The organism is Enhydrobacter sp., from assembly GCF_030246845.1.
In the GTDB taxonomy this organism is placed as follows: domain Bacteria; phylum Pseudomonadota; class Alphaproteobacteria; order Reyranellales; family Reyranellaceae; genus Reyranella.
The window spans coordinates 4,715,014-4,730,865 of the sequence record NZ_CP126889.1; the positions used below are offsets into that span (position 1 = coordinate 4,715,014).

The window sequence follows — 15,852 nt, forward strand, 5'->3', positions numbered from 1 at the left end:
AGCCAATGGCACGAGCGCAATCATCCAGGCCCTATCATCACGGAGATCTGCGCGAGGCGCTGGTGGCCGCCGGCGGCAAGCTGCTGGAGGAACGCGGCATCCGCGGCTTCACCCTGCGCGAATGTGCGCGGCGCGCCTCGGTATCCCACGCCGCGCCCGCTCATCATTTCGCCTCGATCGACGACCTGCTGGCCGAGATCGCCACCCGAGGCTACCGGGAACTCATCGTTGCCATGGAGACCGAGGCGAGGCGGGCGGCCGCGTCGCCGGCCGCCCGGCTGGTTGCCCAGGGCGTCGGCTATATGGCTTTCGCGGCAGCCCATCCGGTGCTGTTCCAGCTCATGTTCAGCCGCGAGGCCAACCGTTTCGAGACGCCGGCCCTGAAGGCGGCCGCGAAAGCCGCCTACCATCTGCACCTCGCGGCAGTGGAGGGCGTCATCCCCAGGGCTTCCGCCGAGGTGCAGCAGCGCATGGCCGATTTTGCCTGGGCCTCGGTTCACGGCTTCATCACCCTGGTGCTGGAAGGCCAGATCGGCGACGAGGATTCGCCGCGCGCACTGAAAGCCCGCGGCCTCGCCATGCTGGCGGCCATGGTCGAAGCCGTGGTCCGCGCCGGCGGCGATCCCTAGACGAGCGAAATCCGGAAGCGCAGCTCTTCCTTGCCGCAGGTGGGCGAGCGGAAGCGTTCGACGAGGATGCCGCCGTTGCTCAGGATCACCTTCTGTGACGGCTGGTTGTCGGGATCGGTCGTGAGCTCGACATAGGGCAGGCCTTCGCGCCGCGCCTCTTCGAGCATCAGGGCGAGGGCTCGCGTGGCATATCCCCGGCGGCGCTTCCACGGCACGACCGCGTAGCCGATATGGCCCAGCACGTAGGAAGGCAAAGCTCCGGTGCCCGGCTGCCAACGCAATCCGATCGAGCCGCAGAACGCGCCATCCCACATCCAGCGTCGGAAGCCGGGCAGGCGGGCGACCTTCGATCCGTCCGGGAGCGTGATGGGGCCTCCCTTGGCCTCCCGATCGTCGAGCGAGGCGACAAAGGCCTGCGGATCGGCGGCGATCCTTTCCAGTTCCTCGCGCGCGGCCGCCTCGAGCCGGATGTTGTCCGCCGACCAGCCCCGCCGCAGGGCGTCGGCGTAGGCATCGAGATGAGCGAGCGCGGGGACGACCAAGTCCATGCGATTTGCTGTAGCATGGCGTCGCATGAGCAACAGCCCCGTCCTCGTTCTCGATATCGATGGCGTCGTCTCGCTCGGCCAGCCCGGCTCGCCGACACCGTGGTACGCCACGCTGAAGGCGGACTGGGGGATCAGCCATGACGAGGAGCTGGCGCCCGAATTCTTCCGCACGCCCGACTTTCTCGAAGTGCTGCGCGGACGGCTCGATCTCTATGCCGCCCTGCATGGCTACTTCGAGGGCAAGGGGCTCGCCGACCGGCTCGAGGAGTTCATCGCCTACTGGTTCGAGAAGGATGCCCTCATCGACCACGAGGTGCTGGCGCTCGCGGATGCCTGGCGGCGGCGTACCGGCGGGCGCTGCTTCGCCGCGACCAACCAGGAACACCACCGGGTTGCCTACCTACGCGACACGGTCGGGCTCGGCCGGCATTTCGATGAGATCGTCTACTCGGCGGCGCTCGGCGTCTGCAAGCCGGACCGCGTGTTCTTCACGACGGCGCAGGCGCGCATGGGCGTGGCCGCCGCGCAGTCGATCCTGTTCGTCGACGACGCGGCGGCCAATGTCGACGGCGCCCGCATCTGCGGCTGGCGGGCGATGCTTTATCGTGGATCGGAAAGCCTCGCCAAGACCCTGGCCCAGTGGGGCTGAAATCCGTGCTAGTGGATGCTGAAGAGGGACCATCGATGTTGATGTTCGACATACCGTTCGGCACGACCGACTGGGACGGCGTGGAGCGCACCGAGCATGCCGGCGAGACCGGCAAGGCCTATTGGCGCACCCGCAGCTTCAACAACATCCGCGTGCGCATGGTCGAGTACACGCCGGGCTATCTGGCCGACCATTGGTGCCAGAAGGGCCATGTGCTGCTGGTGCTGGAAGGCGAGTTGCACACCGAGTTGGCCGATGGGCGCACCGTCGTGCTGAAGCCCGGCCAAAGCTACCAAGTCGCCGACGGCGATCTCGCCCATCGCTCGCGCACCGACGTCGGCGCCAAGCTTTTCATCGTGGACTGACATGAACGACCGTATCGGCTTCATCGGCGTCGGCACCATGGGCGAGCCGATGTGCCGCAATCTCGCCCGCAGGAGCGGCTTGCCTGTCCTGGCGGCCGACCTCGACAAGGCGCCGCTCGAGCGGCTGGCGGCCGACGGCGTGAAGGCGGCGGCCATCGACGAGATCGTCGCCGAGTGCCGCACGATCTTCCTCTCGCTGCCCGGCGGCAAGGAGGTCGAGGAGGTTTGCCTCGGCCCAGCCGGGCTGGTCGCGAAGGTTCCGCTGGGATGCACGGTGGTCGATCTCAGCACGGCTCCGATCTCGCTCGCCCGCCGGCTCTATGCCGAGTTCGAGGGCCGGTCCTGCGCCTTCGCCGACGCCCCGGTCGCACGCACGCGCCAGGCGGCGATCGATGGCACCCTGTCGATCATGGTGGGCGGCACGGTCGAGACGTTCGCGCGCATCCAGCCGCTGCTCGGCCACATGGCGAGCGAGATCACCCATTGCGGCGGGGCCGGGGCGGGGCAGGCGGTCAAGATCCTGAACAACATGATCCTGTTCCAGACCGGTGTCGCACTTGCCGAGGCGCTGACCATCGCGCGCGCCCATGGGGTCGATGGCAGGATCCTGTTCGACACGCTGACGAAGGGCTCGGCCGACTCCTTCGCGCTGCGTAACCACGGCATGAAGGCCATGCTGCCGGGCATCTTTCCCGAGCGCGCTTTCTCGACGGTCTACGCCCTGAAGGATCTCGGCTATGCGATCGCAATGGCCGAGGAACGCGGCGTACCGGCGCTGGGCGCCGACGTCGCGCGCGAGCTGATGGAGCGCGCCCGGGAGCTCGGCCACGACAAGGAGTACTGGCCGGTTCTGGTCAAGGCGATCGAGGACGCGACAGGGCGGAAGGAAAGCTGAGGCTCACTTGCCGGTCGTCGCCGGCGGTGCGGCAGGCGGCGCCGCGGGCGACGTGGTTCGCGGCGGCTCGATCGTCACGAGCTGATAGCCCTTGTTGCGCATGCAGAAGTCGGTGAGGCGATTCTCGGTGTAGAAGCGGTTGCTCTCGTAGAAGGTCCAGGGGCGATAGCGCCAGTAGGGAGGGCCGAATCCATATCCGAAACCATAGAGCGGGGCGGCCTGGAACGTCTCCTGCTGCGCGGCACGTCGGCAGTTCGAGAGGTCGTCGGCCGCCACCTTCTCGTCGGCGCCGGGCTTCTCCCAGCGCGTCTCGGGAATGGAGCAGCCCGAAACAGCCAACACGAGCAGGGCAGGCAGGATTCTGCGCATGACGGTGATATGGTCGCCACAGAGCATATAGGAAGGGGAGCGTAATGGCGCGTATCGCTGTCGGCGGCTTTCAACACGAGACCAACACGTTTGCACCGCAACAAGCCACTTGGGCCGACTTCGAGCGTGCCGATGCCTGGCCGCCCTTGCTGCGCGGAAAAGAGCTCATCGGCGGTGTCGCCGGCTTCAACATTCCCGTTGCCGGCGCGGTCGAGCGGCTGGCGGAACTCGGCCATGAGATCGTGCCGCTCGCCTGGGCGTCGGCCCCACCGGCTTCCTACGTCACCAAGGACGCCTACGAGCGCATGTGGGCGCTGTTCGATTCCGATCTTCGGCAGCTCGGCCCGCTCGATGCGATCTATCTCGACCTGCACGGCGCCATGGTGGCCGAGCACACCGAGGACGGCGAAGGCGAGTGGTTGCGGCGCATCAGGGGCATCGTCGGCACGGAATTGCCGATCGTGGCCAGCCTCGATTATCATGCGAATTTGACGCCCGACATGGCGCGGCTCGCGACCGCCCTGGTCGGCTATCGCACCTACCCGCACATCGACATGGCCGCCACCGGCCGGCGCGCGGCAGGGCTTCTCGACCGGTTGCTGAAGGACAGGCGGCCGGTCTATCGCGCCTATCGCCAGCTCGACTTCCTGATCCCGCTGGTTTGGCAGTGCACCTTCATCGAGCCGGCCAAGAGCATCTTCGACCTCGTGGGCGAGCTCGAGACGGGCGGCAAGAGCCACAACCAGGGCATCGTCAGTGTCACCCATACACCCGGCTTCCCACCGGCCGATATCGCCCAATGCGGTCCGGCGCTGGTGGTCTACGGCCACGACAGGGAGACCGTCGACGCCGCGGCCGACCGTCTCGTCCAGGCAGTGAAGGCGCAGGAGAAGGCCTTTGCCGGCGAGCTGCTCGATCCGGACGCCGCGGCCTTGCGCGCCATCGAACTGTCGAAGAAGGCGACGAAGCCGATCGTGCTCGCCGATGTGCAGGACAATCCCGGTGCCGGCGGCACGTCCGACACGGTCGGCCTCCTGGCGGCGCTGATGCGCCACAAGGCGAACGGCGCGGTGATCGGCATGATCGTCGACGAGGATGCCGCCCGGGCCGCGCTCGAGACCGGCGAAGGCAAGGTCATGCGGCGGGGTATCGGCGCGGTCGTGGGCTATGCCGGCGAGACGCCGGTCGAGGCCGACTGGCGCGTCGTCCGGCTGGGCGACGGCAAGTTCACCGGGACTGGTCCGTTCTATGGCGGTGCCAAATTCCAGATCGGGCCGATGGCGCTGGTGACCGACGAGGCGAGCGGCGTGTCGGCGGTACTGGCCTGCCGGCGCGTCCAGGCGGCCGACCAGGAGATGTTCCGCCACGTCGGCGTCGAGCCCTCGAAAGTGCCGATCCTGGCGCTGAAATCGACCGTCCATTTCCGCGCCGACTTCCAGCCGATCGCCGAGACGATCCTGGTGGTGCAATCGCCCGGCGCGCACATCACCGATCCGACCGAGATGCCCTACAAGCACCTGCGCAAGGGCATCAGGCTCCGGCCGATGGGGCCGACCTGGAACGGCGCATCGTAGGGCGCTTCCTTATGAGACGAGCCCGACGCCCGCAGTTTCTTCAGCCGGATCGGAAGGCCGGGCGCAGCGCCACCACGAGCGGAACCGTGATCAGCGCCAGGCCGCCGACGCAGGCAATGGCCGGGCCAAGGCCGATCGCGTCGCCCAGCAGGCCGAACAGGAAGGGGCTGCTGGCGCCGGCGATCGAGCCGCCGGTGTAGAATACGGCGAAGGCATGGGTGCGGCGCTCGGCGGCGACGAATTCGGGCACGGTGCCGTAGAGCACCGATGACGTGCCGTTCAGCATCAGCCCGAGCAGCGGGAGCAACGCAAGGGAGGTCGCAAGCGACAGGGGCAGAATGGCCACGATGAGCGCGGTCGTCGCCGCCTCCGTCAGCACGACCGACGGCACGACGCCGAGCCGCGCGCCGACCCAACCCATCACGAGCTTGCCCGCGGCGCCACCGGCGAACAGCAGCGACAGGCCGAGACCGATGGTCGGCAGATCGGCGCCTTTGCCGCGCAACAGGAAGGGCAGGAAGATCAGAAAGCCACTGCGTACCGAACTGTCGACGATATGGATGAAAAACAGCAGCCAGAACGCCCACGGACGGTCCCGCCCGGCCGCCTGGCGCGTTGTGTCGCCTGCCGCGGCGCCACTGCGCGCCGGCAGCGTCGCCAGGATGACCCCTGCGCCGGCCACTGCGATCGCCGCCGTCAGCAGCAGGGCATCGCGCCAGCCGAACGAGGCCGCGACCAGCGCGAACAGCGCCGGCAGCGCGACCTTGCCCACGTCGCCGGTGAAGTTGTAGGTGCCGAGCGCGCCGCGCGAGCGAAGACCGGGAAAGGCGGCGGAGACCAGCGTCGAAGCGATGGGATGCTGGGTGGCTCCTCCGAGGCCCGCCAGCAGGAGGCCGGCGACAATGCCGTAGAGCGACCCGGTGAGGCCGGCGAGCCCATAGCCCAGCGCCACCAGTGCCGTGCCGAAGGCGAGCACGGTCACGTTGCCGAGACGGCCGGCCAACCAGCCCGACGGGATCTGGCCGGTCGCCATGGCGCCCGAATAGACCGCCTTCAATCCGCCGACCGCCGCATAGCTCAAGCCGAACTGCGCCTGCAGCAGCGGATAGAGCACGTTCAGAAGGTCGGTGAAGCCGTCGTGCAGGGCGTGCGCGCCGCCGCACACGGTCAGCGTCTTGCGAGGAGAGAGGGGAGTCTCGGCGGCGACCGTCATCTCGCCGCCACAATACTACCGGCCCGGCATCTCGGCGAACCAAAAGGCCGCCTGCTGGTGGAAGTCGTTCTCGGCGAAGGCGGTGTCCAGGATGAGCGTCGGCTTGCCGTTGCGCGGGTAGCGTACCGAGCTTTCGCGCCGGAAGGCGGTGTCGCAATGATGGAAAATGAGCACGTCGCCCTGCCGCCGGTGCATCACGAACTCGTGGATCTTGCGGATATTGACCAGGCTGATGACGTAGCGCCCGTCGCTCCCGTTCTTGGCCATCTGCTTCACCGGAATGTCGCGGCCGCCGTTGTACAGGCCCATCACCGCGAGCGCCTCCGGCGCCATCATCACCTCGTGGCCGTAGAAGTACAGCCAGCGCACCATGCGGTCGCCGCGTTCCGAGAGCGTGAAGGGCTTGTGGCCGAAGGGACCGCTGTTCGAGCAGGCGCCGAGCGGAAGGACCAGCGCAGCGCCAAGCAATGTGCGCCGCGAGACACGATACTCTCTCAAGCTCACTCCTTTTCGGCGGTGGTCATATCCACTTCCACCGGCGCAATGACTTCCAACTCGCCATTGCGGATCGCGCGGAAGAAGCAGTTGTGGCGTCCGGTATGGCAAGCGACGCCGGTCTGCTCGACCTCGACCAGCAACGTGTCGCCGTCGCAATCCACCCGCAGGTCGACCAATCGCTGGATGTGCCCGGATGTCTCGCCCTTGCGCCACGGTGCCCGGCGCGAGCGCGACCAGTAGCAGACGCGGCCGGTGCGCATCGTCTCCTCGACCGCATGACGGTCCATCCAGGCCATCATCAGCACCTCGCCCGTGCCGTGCTGCTGGGCGATGGCGGCGACGAGGCCCCGATCGTCGAACTGGATCGCGGCCATCATCTTGTCGATGGCGGCCGTCGGGTAGGTTACAGGGGCGGCGGTGGACATGAGCGTACCTTGGCCTCGAAGCGGAACGGGGCGTATAATCGCGCCTTTCTCGCTTGGCAAATCGGGATCGCGTTGAAGAAGCCGGCCAAAGCCCCCTCGCACAGCCACGACCACAGCCACTGCATCGAGGATGCCGTCGCCGCGGCGGAGAAGGTGTGCGACGCCAAAGGGCTGCGGTTCACGCCGCTGCGTCGGCGCGTCCTCGAGCTCGTCTGGTCGAGCCACAAGCCGGTCGGCGCCTATGCGTTGCTCGACGAACTGCGCAACGAGGAGCTGGGTTCGGCGCCACCGACAGTCTATCGCGCCCTCGACTTCCTGATCGAGCATGGGCTGATCCATCGCATCGAGCGCATGAACGCCTTCATCGGCTGCAGCCATCCCGGCGAGGCCCATCGCGGCTTCTTCCTGATCTGCGGCGAGTGCGGCAATGCGGAGGAACTGCAGAGCGACGGCGTTGCCGACACGATCGCGGCCAGCGCCGGCCGGCGCGGCTTCCTCGCCCGCGACATGACGCTCGAGGTGACCGGCACCTGCGCCGAATGCCGTCGATCGGCCTGAGCTTCACAAACCGCGGAAAAGGCGGTCGAGTGCCCCGATGCCCTCGAAACCGACGCCAGGCAAGTCGGACGGCGTGGCGTTGCCTTCTGACAGGACCGCTCCGTCGATGAGGCCGCCGAACGGCGGGAAGCTCGACGGATTGACCTCGGTCCCGCCGAGGCCGAGCGCGCTCGCGACGTGCAGGCCGAAGAGATGGCCGCCGTGCGGCCAGAAGGCCGACCGCCGCCAGCCACGCCCCTCCATCGTCTCGACGATCTGGAGATATCCCGGCAAGCCGTAGCAATGGACAGGATCGAACAGCAGGATGTCGCGGTCGCGGCGCAGGCCGCCGTGACGATCCAGCAGCTTCGCCTCGGCCGCTGAGAAAAGCGCCTCGCCGGCGGCGACCGGACCGTCATAGACTGCCGTTACCGCCGACTGGGCGTCGAAGTCGAGCGGGTCGCAGACATCCTCGAGCCACATGAGCCCGCAAGGCCGGAGCGCTTCCGCTGCGGCAATCGCGGCGTTCGACTGATAGCTGTTCATCGCATCGACGGCGAGCGACTGCGGCGCGGGAAAGATTTCCGCCGCCGCGGCGACGCGGGCGAGATCGCGTGCAAGCGGTGCCGCACCGATCTTGATCTTGGCCCGTCGGTAGCCGCTGTCGCGGAAGCGCCGCAGTTCGTCCTTCAGGCGGCTGAGGTCGTCCTCGGGATAGCGATAGCCTCCGCTCGCATAGACGGGAACGGCCGAAGGACTGCCGCGGTCGCCCAGGCGTCGACGCAGGAAGGCGTGCAGGGGGAGGTCGGCAATCTTCGCCGCCGCGTCCCACAACGCCATGTCGATCGTGCCGACGGCGACGCAGCGCTCGCCATGGCCGCCCGGCTTCTCGCCTTTCATCATCGCCGCCCATGCTTCGAGCGGATCGACGGCACCGGCGGCAATCAGGCGGGGCGCGAAGCGTTCGCGGATCAGCCCGCCCTGGCCGAACCGGCCGACCGACGAAAAGCCGAAGCCCACCACCGACCGTCCGTTGCGCACGACATCGGTGGTGAGCGCCACGATGCTGGTGGTGAGCCCGCCCGGCGGAATGGACGGATCGGCGTAGCGCGATATGTCGACCGTGCGCTCTCGGATATCGACGACGCGCATGGCGCCCGTCCGAAGCTCAGGCGTTGTGCGCCCGGTTCAGGCGGTCGAAGCCCTCGGCAAGATCGGCCTTCAGATCCTCGACATCCTCCAGCCCGATATGCACCCGCAGCAGATGCTTGCCCGTGGGCCACGGCACGGCGGTGCGATAGTGATCGGGGTGCGCCGGGATCATCAGGCTCTCGTAGCCGCCCCAGCTCGCGCCCATCCCGAAGATGTCCATGCCGTCGAGCATCGCGGCGAGTGCCGCGCGGCTGTAGCCGTCGCGCAAGGTAAAGGAGAACAGGCCCGATGCTCCCTTGAACATCTTCTTCCAGTTGTCGTGGCCGGGACAGTCGGGCAGTGCGGGATGCAGCACCTTGTCGACCTCGGGCCGGTCCTTCAGCCACCGGGCGATGTGGATGCCGCTCTTCTCGTGATGACGCAGGCGCACCGCCATGGTGCGCAGCCCGCGCAGCGCCAGGTAGCAATCGTCTGGCGCGGCATGGAAGCCGAAATTCTGGCACGCCGTCTTCGCGGTCTCGAACGTCTGGCGCGTGGCGCATGAAATGATGCCCATCATCGCATCCGAATGGCCGACGATGTACTTGGTCCCGGCATGGATGGAGATGTCGCAGCCGTGATCGAACGGCTTGAAGTAGAGCGGCGTCGCCCAGGTGTTGTCGATCAGGACGGCCGCACCGTGCTTCTTGGCGACCGCGGCGATGGCGTCCACGTCCTGCACCTCGAAGGTCTGCGAGCCCGGCGCCTCGAGGTAGACGACCTTGGTGTTGGGCCTGATCAGCTTCTCGATGCCCGCCCCGATCATCGGGTCGAAGAAGGTCGTCTCGACGCCGAAGCCCTGGAGCGTGGTATTGGCAAAGCGCCGCGCCGGTCCATAGGCATTGTCGGTGAGCAGCAAATGGTCGCCGGCCTTCAGGAAGCCCACCATTGCGCCGGTGACGGCGGCGAGGCCCGACTGCACGGCGATCGACCGGTGTGCGCCCTCGATGGCCGCCACGGCATCCTCCAGCGCCTTCTGCGTCGGCGTGCCGTTGCGGCCGTAGCCGAAGCCTTCGAACGGGATGCGGTTCTCGAACTTCTCCATGGTCGGCTGGAGGATGGTCGAGGCGTGGTACACGGGCGGATTGACGATGCCGAAGTTGCTCTCGGGATCGCGGCCGGCGACGGCCAAGACGGTATCGGGCCTGGTATAAGTTTTCTTAGCGGTCATGAAAGTCACTATGGCACAGGGCTCAAGCCGGCGGCCAGCGATAGAGCTCTGGCCAGAGCACGCGCGGATCCTGCAATTCCTTCGTTTCGCGCCGCGTGATGCGAAACCCTGCCTTCAAGTAGGTGGTCAGCGCCCGCGGATGGTCGACCGTATTCGTATTGAGGATCAGGCGCTGCGAACCGCGGGCAAAACCGCGCTCGATGGCGCGATCGAGCAACCAGGGCCCGATGCGGCGGCCAATATGGCAGGGGGCGAGGCCGAAGAACACGATCTCGTCGCCGTCCAGCTCGAAATAGCCGACCAGGTCGCCACCGTCGTCCCGCGCGATGTGAAGCTCATGGCCGGGCTCGGCAAGCAGCGTGCCAAGCGCCTCGTCTGAAAGGAGCCGCCGCTCGTACCACAGCCACGGCCGGCCCACGCGATCGTAAAGCGCGCGATAGAGCGCAACGCCCGGCGCCGTCTCGCGCGTGATCACAATCGCCACGCCCGGAGACTCGGCACGCTCCGTCCAGTCTCCGAGCGCGAGCTCGAGATGGGTGATCGTGACCGGAAGCCGGCCGTCGGCGCGCGGCGGCGGCTGGTGGGTGAAGATCTCAGGCGCCAGTGACGATCGGCGTGTCGTCACGTCCGCCCCATTCGGTCCAGGAGCCGTCGTAGACTGCTGCATGCGGCGCACCGATCAGATAGAGGCCGAGCGCCACGACGCAGGCCGTGACGCCGGAACCGCAGCTCGCCGTCACCTTTCTGGCCGGATCGACGCCCGATGCGGCGATGCGGGCGGCGATCTGCTCGCCCGGAAGCATCGTGCCGGCCTTGGGGTCGATCAAATCGCTGTAGGGGAGATTGAGCGCGCCGGGCATGTGGCCGCCACGCAGGCCTGCGCGCGGCTCGGGTGCCTCGCCGCGGAAGCGTGCGGCCGCGCGGGCATCGACGATCTGCTCGCGCTTGGTCTCGATCAGCTCTTTCACATCCTCGAGCGAGCGCACCAGCGTGTTGTCGAGCCGCGCCGTGAAGTGGCGATTGCGCGGCAGCGGCGGATCGTCCGTGACGGGGCGTCCCTCCGCCATCCACTTGGGCAGGCCGCCGTCGAGGATGGCCACGTCCTTGTGCCCCATGGCGCGGAACATCCACCAGACCCGCGCGGCACCGGTCATGGGCGTGGTGTCGTAGACGACGATCTTGTTGCCGTCGCCCAAGCCGAGCTTGCGCACTCGCGCCGAGAACTTTTCCGGCGACGGCAGCATGTGCGGCAGGGAGCTCGATGTGTCGGCGATCTCGTCGATGTCGAAGAATACCGCGCCCGGAATGTGCTGGCTCTCGTACTCGGCCCTTGGGTTGCGCTTTTGCGCCGGCAGGTAGAATGAGCCATCGACGATGCGGATATCGGGTGCTTCGAGATGGTCCGCCAGCCACGCCGTGCTGACGAGGGCATCGGGTCTTGCGTAGGTCATCCGGCGTTTCCTCAGGGAAGGGAGATGATGAACCGGCGGTTCATCTTGCCCTTGTTCTCGATCTTGACGCACTCCACCCGGCCGATCTCGGCCGTGCGCGCGACATGTGTGCCGCCACAGGCCTGCAGATCGACCCCGTCGATCGCCATCAGGCGCACACGGCCCGCGCCCGTCGGCGGGCGCACGCTCATCGTTTTCACGAGCTCCGGCCGCGCCGCGAGCTCCTCGTCGGTGATCCACTGCGCGACCACCGGCCGGTCGACGGCGAGAAGCTTGTTGATCTCCTCGGTCACCCACTCCTTGGCCGGCACGTCGCCCTCGAGATTGAAATCGAGGCGGCTCTTGTCGGCGCCCACCTGTCCGCCGGTGACGTTGCCCTTGATCACGGCGGACATGACATGGAGGGCGGTATGCATGCGCATGTGGCGATAGCGCCGATCCCAGTCGAGCACCGCATGCACGGCTGTGCCGACCGCCGGGCGCGGTGTGCCCGACGCAAGGACGTGCAGCACATCGTCGCCGTCGGCCTTGACGGCATCGACGATCCTCGCCTCGCCGCCGTCCCAGTGCAGGATGCCGGTATCGCCGGGCTGCCCGCCGCCGGTGGGGTAGAAGATCGAGCGATCGAGCCGCACGCCGCGCTCCTCGACCGCGGTCACGAGGGCGTCGGCTTCCTTGAGGTAGGCGTTCTCGCGAAAAAGCTCTTCGACCATGTGCAGGATTTAGGCCCTTGCCAGACGCGCTGCAACTTCCTCGGCGGTCGGCATGGAGGGCGCGGCACCCAGTCGCTCGACGGAACAGGCCGCCGCGACATTGGCGTAGCGCGCCGCTTCGATCGGCGTGGTGCCGGCGGCCAGTCGGGCCGCGAAGGCCCCGACGAAGCAATCGCCGGCGCCCGTGGTGTCGACCACCTCGGCCCTGGCGCCGGGAATTTCGGTCGCATGTTCGGCCGTCACCACGACCGAGCCACGCGGCCCCAGTGTCGCCACCACGGCCCGCACACCCTTGGCGCGCAGCCTGTGGCAGGCGTCAGCGACGGCCGATATCGGACTCGATGCCGCGATCGCCGTGTCGGTCGCCTGCGAGAGCTCGATCTCGTTCAGCACCGCGACATCGATCGATTTCAGCAGGGCGGCCGGGTAGGGCTGGATGGGCGCCATGTTGAGCACCGTGCGCGCGCCGGCCTCGTGCGCCTTGCGCATGACGATGCTGGTCGCCTCGATCGGCGTCTCGAACTGCGCCACCCACACTTCGCTCGCGTGCGGCTCGGTGCTCACCATGGTCTCGCTGAAATGGCGGTTGGCGCCCGACGCGACGGTGATGGCGTTGTCGCTCTCGGCCACCTGGATCAGGGCCAGTCCCGAGGCCTGCCCAGGCACGACATGGAGGCCGAGCGTATCGACGTCGTTGTCGGCCAGAAAGCTGCGCAGCCGCTTGCCGAACGGATCGTCCCCGACCGCGCCGAACAGCGACGTCGGCAGGCCGAGCCGCGCCGCCGCGATCGCCTGGTTGAGCCCCTTGCCGCCGGGCAGGAAGCTCACCTCCGCGCCCAGCACCGTCTCGCCGGGCCGTGGCCGGCGCGGGCTCTGCAGGACGACATCCATGTTGAGGCTGCCGCAGACGATCACCCGGCTCATGGCCGGCTCATTTCATCCAGGGCGGCACAGGCAGCTTTTTCTCGCGCAGGAAGGCTGGATTGAAGAGCTTGGACTGATAGCGCTGGCCGCCGTCGGCGAGGATGGTGACGATGGTCTTACCGGGTCCGAGATCGCGGGCGAGCCGCATCGCGCCCACGATGTTGATGGCGGTCGAGCCGCCCAGCACCAGTCCCTCGTGCGCGATCAGATCGAACAGGACGGGCAGGGCCTCCTCGTCGGTGATCTGGTAGGCCAGGTCGACCGGCGCGCCTTCGAGATTCTTCGTCACGCGCCCCTGGCCGATGCCTTCGGTGATCGAGTTGCCTTCCGATTTCAGCTCGCCCTTGGCGAACCAGCTGTAGATCGCGGAGCCCATCGGGTCGCTGACGGCGATTTTCACCTCGCGATTGCGTTCCTTCAAGGCGAGCGCGACGCCGCCCAGCGTGCCGCCGCTGCCGACGGAGCAGGTGAAGCCGTCGACCTTGCCGTCGGTCTGCGTCCAGATCTCGGGCCCGGTCGTGCGATAGTGGCCGTCGCGATTGGCGACGTTGTCGAACTGGTTGGCCCAGATCGCGCCGGCAGGCTCCCTGGCGGCCATCTCCTCGGCGAGGCGGCCGGAATAACGGACGTAGTTGTCGGGATTGGAGTAGGGCACGGCCGGCACCAGGCGCAGGTCGGCGCCGCACAGCCGCAGCATGTCCTTCTTCTCCTGGCTCTGCGTCTCGGGCATCACGATCACCGACCGATAGCCGCGCGCATTGGCAACCAAGGCAATGCCGATGCCGGTGTTGCCGGCGGTGCCTTCGACGATGACGCCACCGGGTCTGAGCAGTCCGCGCTTCTCCGCGTCCTCGATGATGGCGAGCGCCGCGCGGTCCTTGATCGAGCCGCCGGGATTGAGGAACTCGGCCTTGCCGTAGATCGCGCTGCCGGTGGCTTCCGACGCCGCGCGCAGCTTGATCAGCGGCGTATTGCCGATGCTCTCGATGAAACCCGACCGGACGTCCATGGTGATACTCGCTCTTCTGGCCCTGACGCTCCCTGCCGGACCGTAGACAGGGAGAGGGGGCGAAGGCAACCGTCAGCGCCAGCGCCGTCGCATCTCCTCGCGATGCAAGGCGAGCCACTGCAGAGCGATCACGCTCACGGCGTTGTCCACCTCGCCGCGCTCGACCAGGTCATGCGCCTCGGCAAAGGACATCGCCTTGACCAGGATATTTTCGCCTTCGGACTCGAGGCCGAAGATGCCGCCCGCCTTCGCGGTCTCGGCCCGGCCAAGAAAAATATGACAGCACTCCGAGCAGGCGCCCGGCGTCAGCATCACGTTCTGGATGGGCACGAGATCGACGATCGCAAGGCCGGCCTCCTCCATGGCCTCGCGCCGGACCAGACCTTCGGCCGTCTCGCCTTGCTCGATGATGCCGGCGACGACCTCCCAGGTGAACGGGTGGTGGCCGGCTACATAGGCGCCGGCGCGGAACTGGCGGATCAGCACGACCTCGTCGCGGACAGGATCGTAGGGCAGCACAGCGGCTGCCTGGCCGCGCTCGAACACCTCCCGGCTGATGACCTTGCTCTGTCCGCCCTGATGCAGACCGTGGCGGAAGAAATACCGCACGACCCTGAAATAGCCCTGGAAGGCCACCTCCTGTCGGACCAGCTCGGCAGTCTCGTTCGGCAGGTGGGGCTGGTTCATCGCGCGACTCCCGGAGATGCGAAGGGGAGACGCTCGATAGCCCAAGTGCTCCGCGATGGCGAGACCGCTCACCCGCCATCGTAGGCTTTTGCAGGGCCGCGATATCGAGCTTCTTCATCTACAGCATCACCGTCGCCGTCGGTCCTCTCCCTACGCAGCAGCGTCGAGGGCGGGAAACATTCGATTCCCAGATTGCTTCGTTCTCGGCCTCCAGCACGAGGACTTTTCCGTTGGGATCGGGCGCCAGGAACTGCGGCCCGCGATGCTCGCCCTTCGCGAGGTCGACATGGACGTATTCGACCGGCGAGTGGAGATGACAAGCAAGCGCGCAAACCTTGCGCGGATTGAGCGTCGCGGCGTAGTAGAGCTTCATTGGAAGCTCTGAGGCTCGTCGGTCTGACCAGCGCCAATCTCAAGCCGCTTCAGCGGCGCGGGCTGGCGGCCGTCACGGTCGATCCGGGGGACAAGGCGCAGCCGTCGCCTGACACTTACCTCTGCTGGCAGGTTGCGTCTGGCCGGTGCGCCGACCGGATCGTGTCCGTGCAGACCTCCGGGCACTGTCGTGAGGCGGCCGATACGACTACGGCGCGCCGTGCCGCCGGCGCGCCGTAGCGTAGGTGGCTCCCCGGGGTCGACGAAGACGCGAACTACGAGTTCTCGATTTCCCTACTCCCGACTACGCCAAAACCGCCCAAGATGCGCAAGCGTGACCGGGATCGCGCGGAAAGGCTACGCCTCGCCGGTGGCCCCAAGCCATCTTTGAGGGACCGAGCCGTCGCCCTCGCAATTGAGCGCGGAACAGTGCGGACGCGCGATCTAACCGACATCGGGGTGCCTCGCTGCTATCTTGCCAGCATGTGTGAAGAAGGCCTGCTCACAAGGGTGGGCTACGGCCTGTATGGTCCGGGCCGCCAAGCAGCTTAGCGGCACCAGGCGGCAAGTTCCTTCAGGAGCCGCGTGGCACTCCGGTTGATATACGTCCATTTCGGACGAAATAGATGCAA

21 protein-coding genes are annotated in these 15,852 nt (G+C 67.4%); 7 read left to right on the forward strand and 14 right to left on the reverse strand.

What is annotated here, in order from left to right; all coding sequences use genetic code 11:
• Positions 1–5: 5 nt before the first annotated feature.
• The gene (locus OJF58_RS23535) at positions 6–629 is read left to right on the forward strand and encodes a TetR/AcrR family transcriptional regulator (RefSeq protein WP_300780295.1); all 624 of its coding nucleotides are present in this window, start codon (positions 6–8) and stop codon (positions 627–629) included.
• On the opposite strand, the gene OJF58_RS23540 is transcribed toward OJF58_RS23535, so the two are convergent.
• Positions 626–1,177: a GNAT family N-acetyltransferase gene (locus OJF58_RS23540; RefSeq protein ID WP_300780297.1), complete on the reverse strand. Its 552-nt coding sequence runs from the start codon at positions 1,175–1,177 to the stop codon at positions 626–628. The genes OJF58_RS23535 and OJF58_RS23540 overlap by 4 nt on opposite strands.
• A 25-nt stretch (positions 1,178–1,202) precedes the next feature.
• On the opposite strand from OJF58_RS23540, the gene OJF58_RS23545 reads away from it, so the two are divergent.
• From OJF58_RS23545 to OJF58_RS23555, 3 genes are read left to right on the forward strand one after another with little or no spacing between them, the layout of a single operon-like run.
• The gene (locus OJF58_RS23545; protein ID WP_300780298.1) at positions 1,203–1,826 is read left to right on the forward strand and encodes an HAD-IA family hydrolase; all 624 of its coding nucleotides are present in this window, start codon (positions 1,203–1,205) and stop codon (positions 1,824–1,826) included.
• A 35-nt stretch (positions 1,827–1,861) separates the two neighbouring features.
• The gene (locus OJF58_RS23550) at positions 1,862–2,191 is read left to right on the forward strand and encodes a DHCW motif cupin fold protein (RefSeq protein WP_300780299.1); all 330 of its coding nucleotides are present in this window, start codon (positions 1,862–1,864) and stop codon (positions 2,189–2,191) included.
• Position 2,192: 1 nt separating this feature from the next.
• Positions 2,193–3,086 carry an NAD(P)-dependent oxidoreductase gene (locus tag OJF58_RS23555; RefSeq protein ID WP_300780300.1) on the forward strand — a complete coding sequence of 298 codons (894 nt, stop codon included), beginning with the start codon at positions 2,193–2,195 and terminating at the stop codon, positions 3,084–3,086.
• 3 nt (positions 3,087–3,089) lie between these two features.
• Here OJF58_RS23555 and OJF58_RS23560 read toward each other — a convergent pair whose 3' ends face one another.
• Positions 3,090–3,455, reverse strand: coding sequence for a hypothetical protein (locus tag OJF58_RS23560; protein ID WP_300780301.1), 366 nt, complete (start codon positions 3,453–3,455; stop codon positions 3,090–3,092).
• Between the two features lie 44 nt (positions 3,456–3,499).
• Between OJF58_RS23560 and OJF58_RS23565 the strand changes: the two genes are divergently transcribed.
• Positions 3,500–5,029, forward strand: coding sequence for a M81 family metallopeptidase (locus tag OJF58_RS23565; protein WP_300780302.1), 1,530 nt, complete (start codon positions 3,500–3,502; stop codon positions 5,027–5,029).
• Positions 5,030–5,069: 40 nt separating this feature from the next.
• On the opposite strand, the gene OJF58_RS23570 is transcribed toward OJF58_RS23565, so the two are convergent.
• Genes OJF58_RS23570 through hisI form a run of 3 tightly spaced genes read right to left on the reverse strand, consistent with a single transcriptional unit; the run spans position 5,070 to position 7,165 of the window.
• A complete protein-coding gene (locus OJF58_RS23570) occupies positions 5,070–6,242 on the reverse strand; it encodes an MFS transporter (protein ID WP_300780303.1) in 1,173 nt (390 codons plus the stop codon).
• Between the two features lie 15 nt (positions 6,243–6,257).
• Positions 6,258–6,740 (reverse strand): hypothetical protein, encoded by a 483-nt coding sequence (locus OJF58_RS23575; protein WP_300780305.1) that lies wholly within the window; start codon positions 6,738–6,740, stop codon positions 6,258–6,260.
• Positions 6,741–6,742: 2 nt separating this feature from the next.
• On the reverse strand, positions 6,743–7,165 hold the full coding sequence (gene hisI, locus OJF58_RS23580) for a phosphoribosyl-AMP cyclohydrolase (protein WP_300780306.1): 423 nt from the start codon (positions 7,163–7,165) through the stop codon (positions 6,743–6,745).
• Positions 7,166–7,237: 72 nt separating this feature from the next.
• Between hisI and OJF58_RS23585 the strand changes: the two genes are divergently transcribed.
• Complete coding sequence (locus tag OJF58_RS23585) at positions 7,238–7,723, forward strand: Fur family transcriptional regulator (protein ID WP_300780307.1); 486 nt, start codon at positions 7,238–7,240, stop codon at positions 7,721–7,723.
• Between the two features lie 3 nt (positions 7,724–7,726).
• Here the strand turns inward: OJF58_RS23585 and OJF58_RS23590 are convergent, their stop codons facing one another.
• The 9 genes from OJF58_RS23590 to OJF58_RS23630 all read right to left on the reverse strand — a co-directional run bounded on the left by OJF58_RS23590 (position 7,727) and on the right by OJF58_RS23630 (position 15,221).
• The gene (locus OJF58_RS23590) at positions 7,727–8,854 is read right to left on the reverse strand and encodes an enolase C-terminal domain-like protein (protein WP_300780308.1); all 1,128 of its coding nucleotides are present in this window, start codon (positions 8,852–8,854) and stop codon (positions 7,727–7,729) included.
• 16 nt (positions 8,855–8,870) lie between these two features.
• Complete coding sequence (metC, locus tag OJF58_RS23595) at positions 8,871–10,064, reverse strand: cystathionine beta-lyase (protein ID WP_300780310.1); 1,194 nt, start codon at positions 10,062–10,064, stop codon at positions 8,871–8,873.
• A gap of 22 nt (positions 10,065–10,086) precedes the next feature.
• Positions 10,087–10,689: a GNAT family N-acetyltransferase gene (locus OJF58_RS23600; RefSeq protein WP_300780311.1), complete on the reverse strand. Its 603-nt coding sequence runs from the start codon at positions 10,687–10,689 to the stop codon at positions 10,087–10,089.
• Complete coding sequence (sseA, locus tag OJF58_RS23605) at positions 10,658–11,515, reverse strand: 3-mercaptopyruvate sulfurtransferase (protein WP_300780313.1); 858 nt, start codon at positions 11,513–11,515, stop codon at positions 10,658–10,660. The genes OJF58_RS23600 and sseA overlap by 32 nt, the downstream gene beginning before the upstream one ends.
• Before the next feature lie 11 nt (positions 11,516–11,526).
• Positions 11,527–12,228: an alanyl-tRNA editing protein gene (locus tag OJF58_RS23610; protein WP_300780314.1), complete on the reverse strand. Its 702-nt coding sequence runs from the start codon at positions 12,226–12,228 to the stop codon at positions 11,527–11,529.
• 9 nt (positions 12,229–12,237) lie between these two features.
• Positions 12,238–13,152, reverse strand: coding sequence for a ribokinase (locus OJF58_RS23615; protein WP_300780315.1), 915 nt, complete (start codon positions 13,150–13,152; stop codon positions 12,238–12,240).
• 7 nt (positions 13,153–13,159) lie between these two features.
• Positions 13,160–14,161: a cysteine synthase A gene (locus tag OJF58_RS23620; protein ID WP_300780317.1), complete on the reverse strand. Its 1,002-nt coding sequence runs from the start codon at positions 14,159–14,161 to the stop codon at positions 13,160–13,162.
• Between the two features lie 72 nt (positions 14,162–14,233).
• Positions 14,234–14,848 (reverse strand): NUDIX domain-containing protein, encoded by a 615-nt coding sequence (locus OJF58_RS23625; protein WP_300780318.1) that lies wholly within the window; start codon positions 14,846–14,848, stop codon positions 14,234–14,236.
• Between the two features lie 118 nt (positions 14,849–14,966).
• On the reverse strand, positions 14,967–15,221 hold the full coding sequence (locus tag OJF58_RS23630) for a hypothetical protein (protein ID WP_300780319.1): 255 nt from the start codon (positions 15,219–15,221) through the stop codon (positions 14,967–14,969).
• A 323-nt stretch (positions 15,222–15,544) separates the two neighbouring features.
• Here OJF58_RS23630 and OJF58_RS23635 point away from each other — a divergent pair, with 323 nt between their 5' ends.
• Positions 15,545–15,772 (forward strand): type IV toxin-antitoxin system AbiEi family antitoxin domain-containing protein, encoded by a 228-nt coding sequence (locus OJF58_RS23635; RefSeq protein WP_300780321.1) that lies wholly within the window; start codon positions 15,545–15,547, stop codon positions 15,770–15,772.
• Positions 15,773–15,852: the final 80 nt, after the last annotated feature.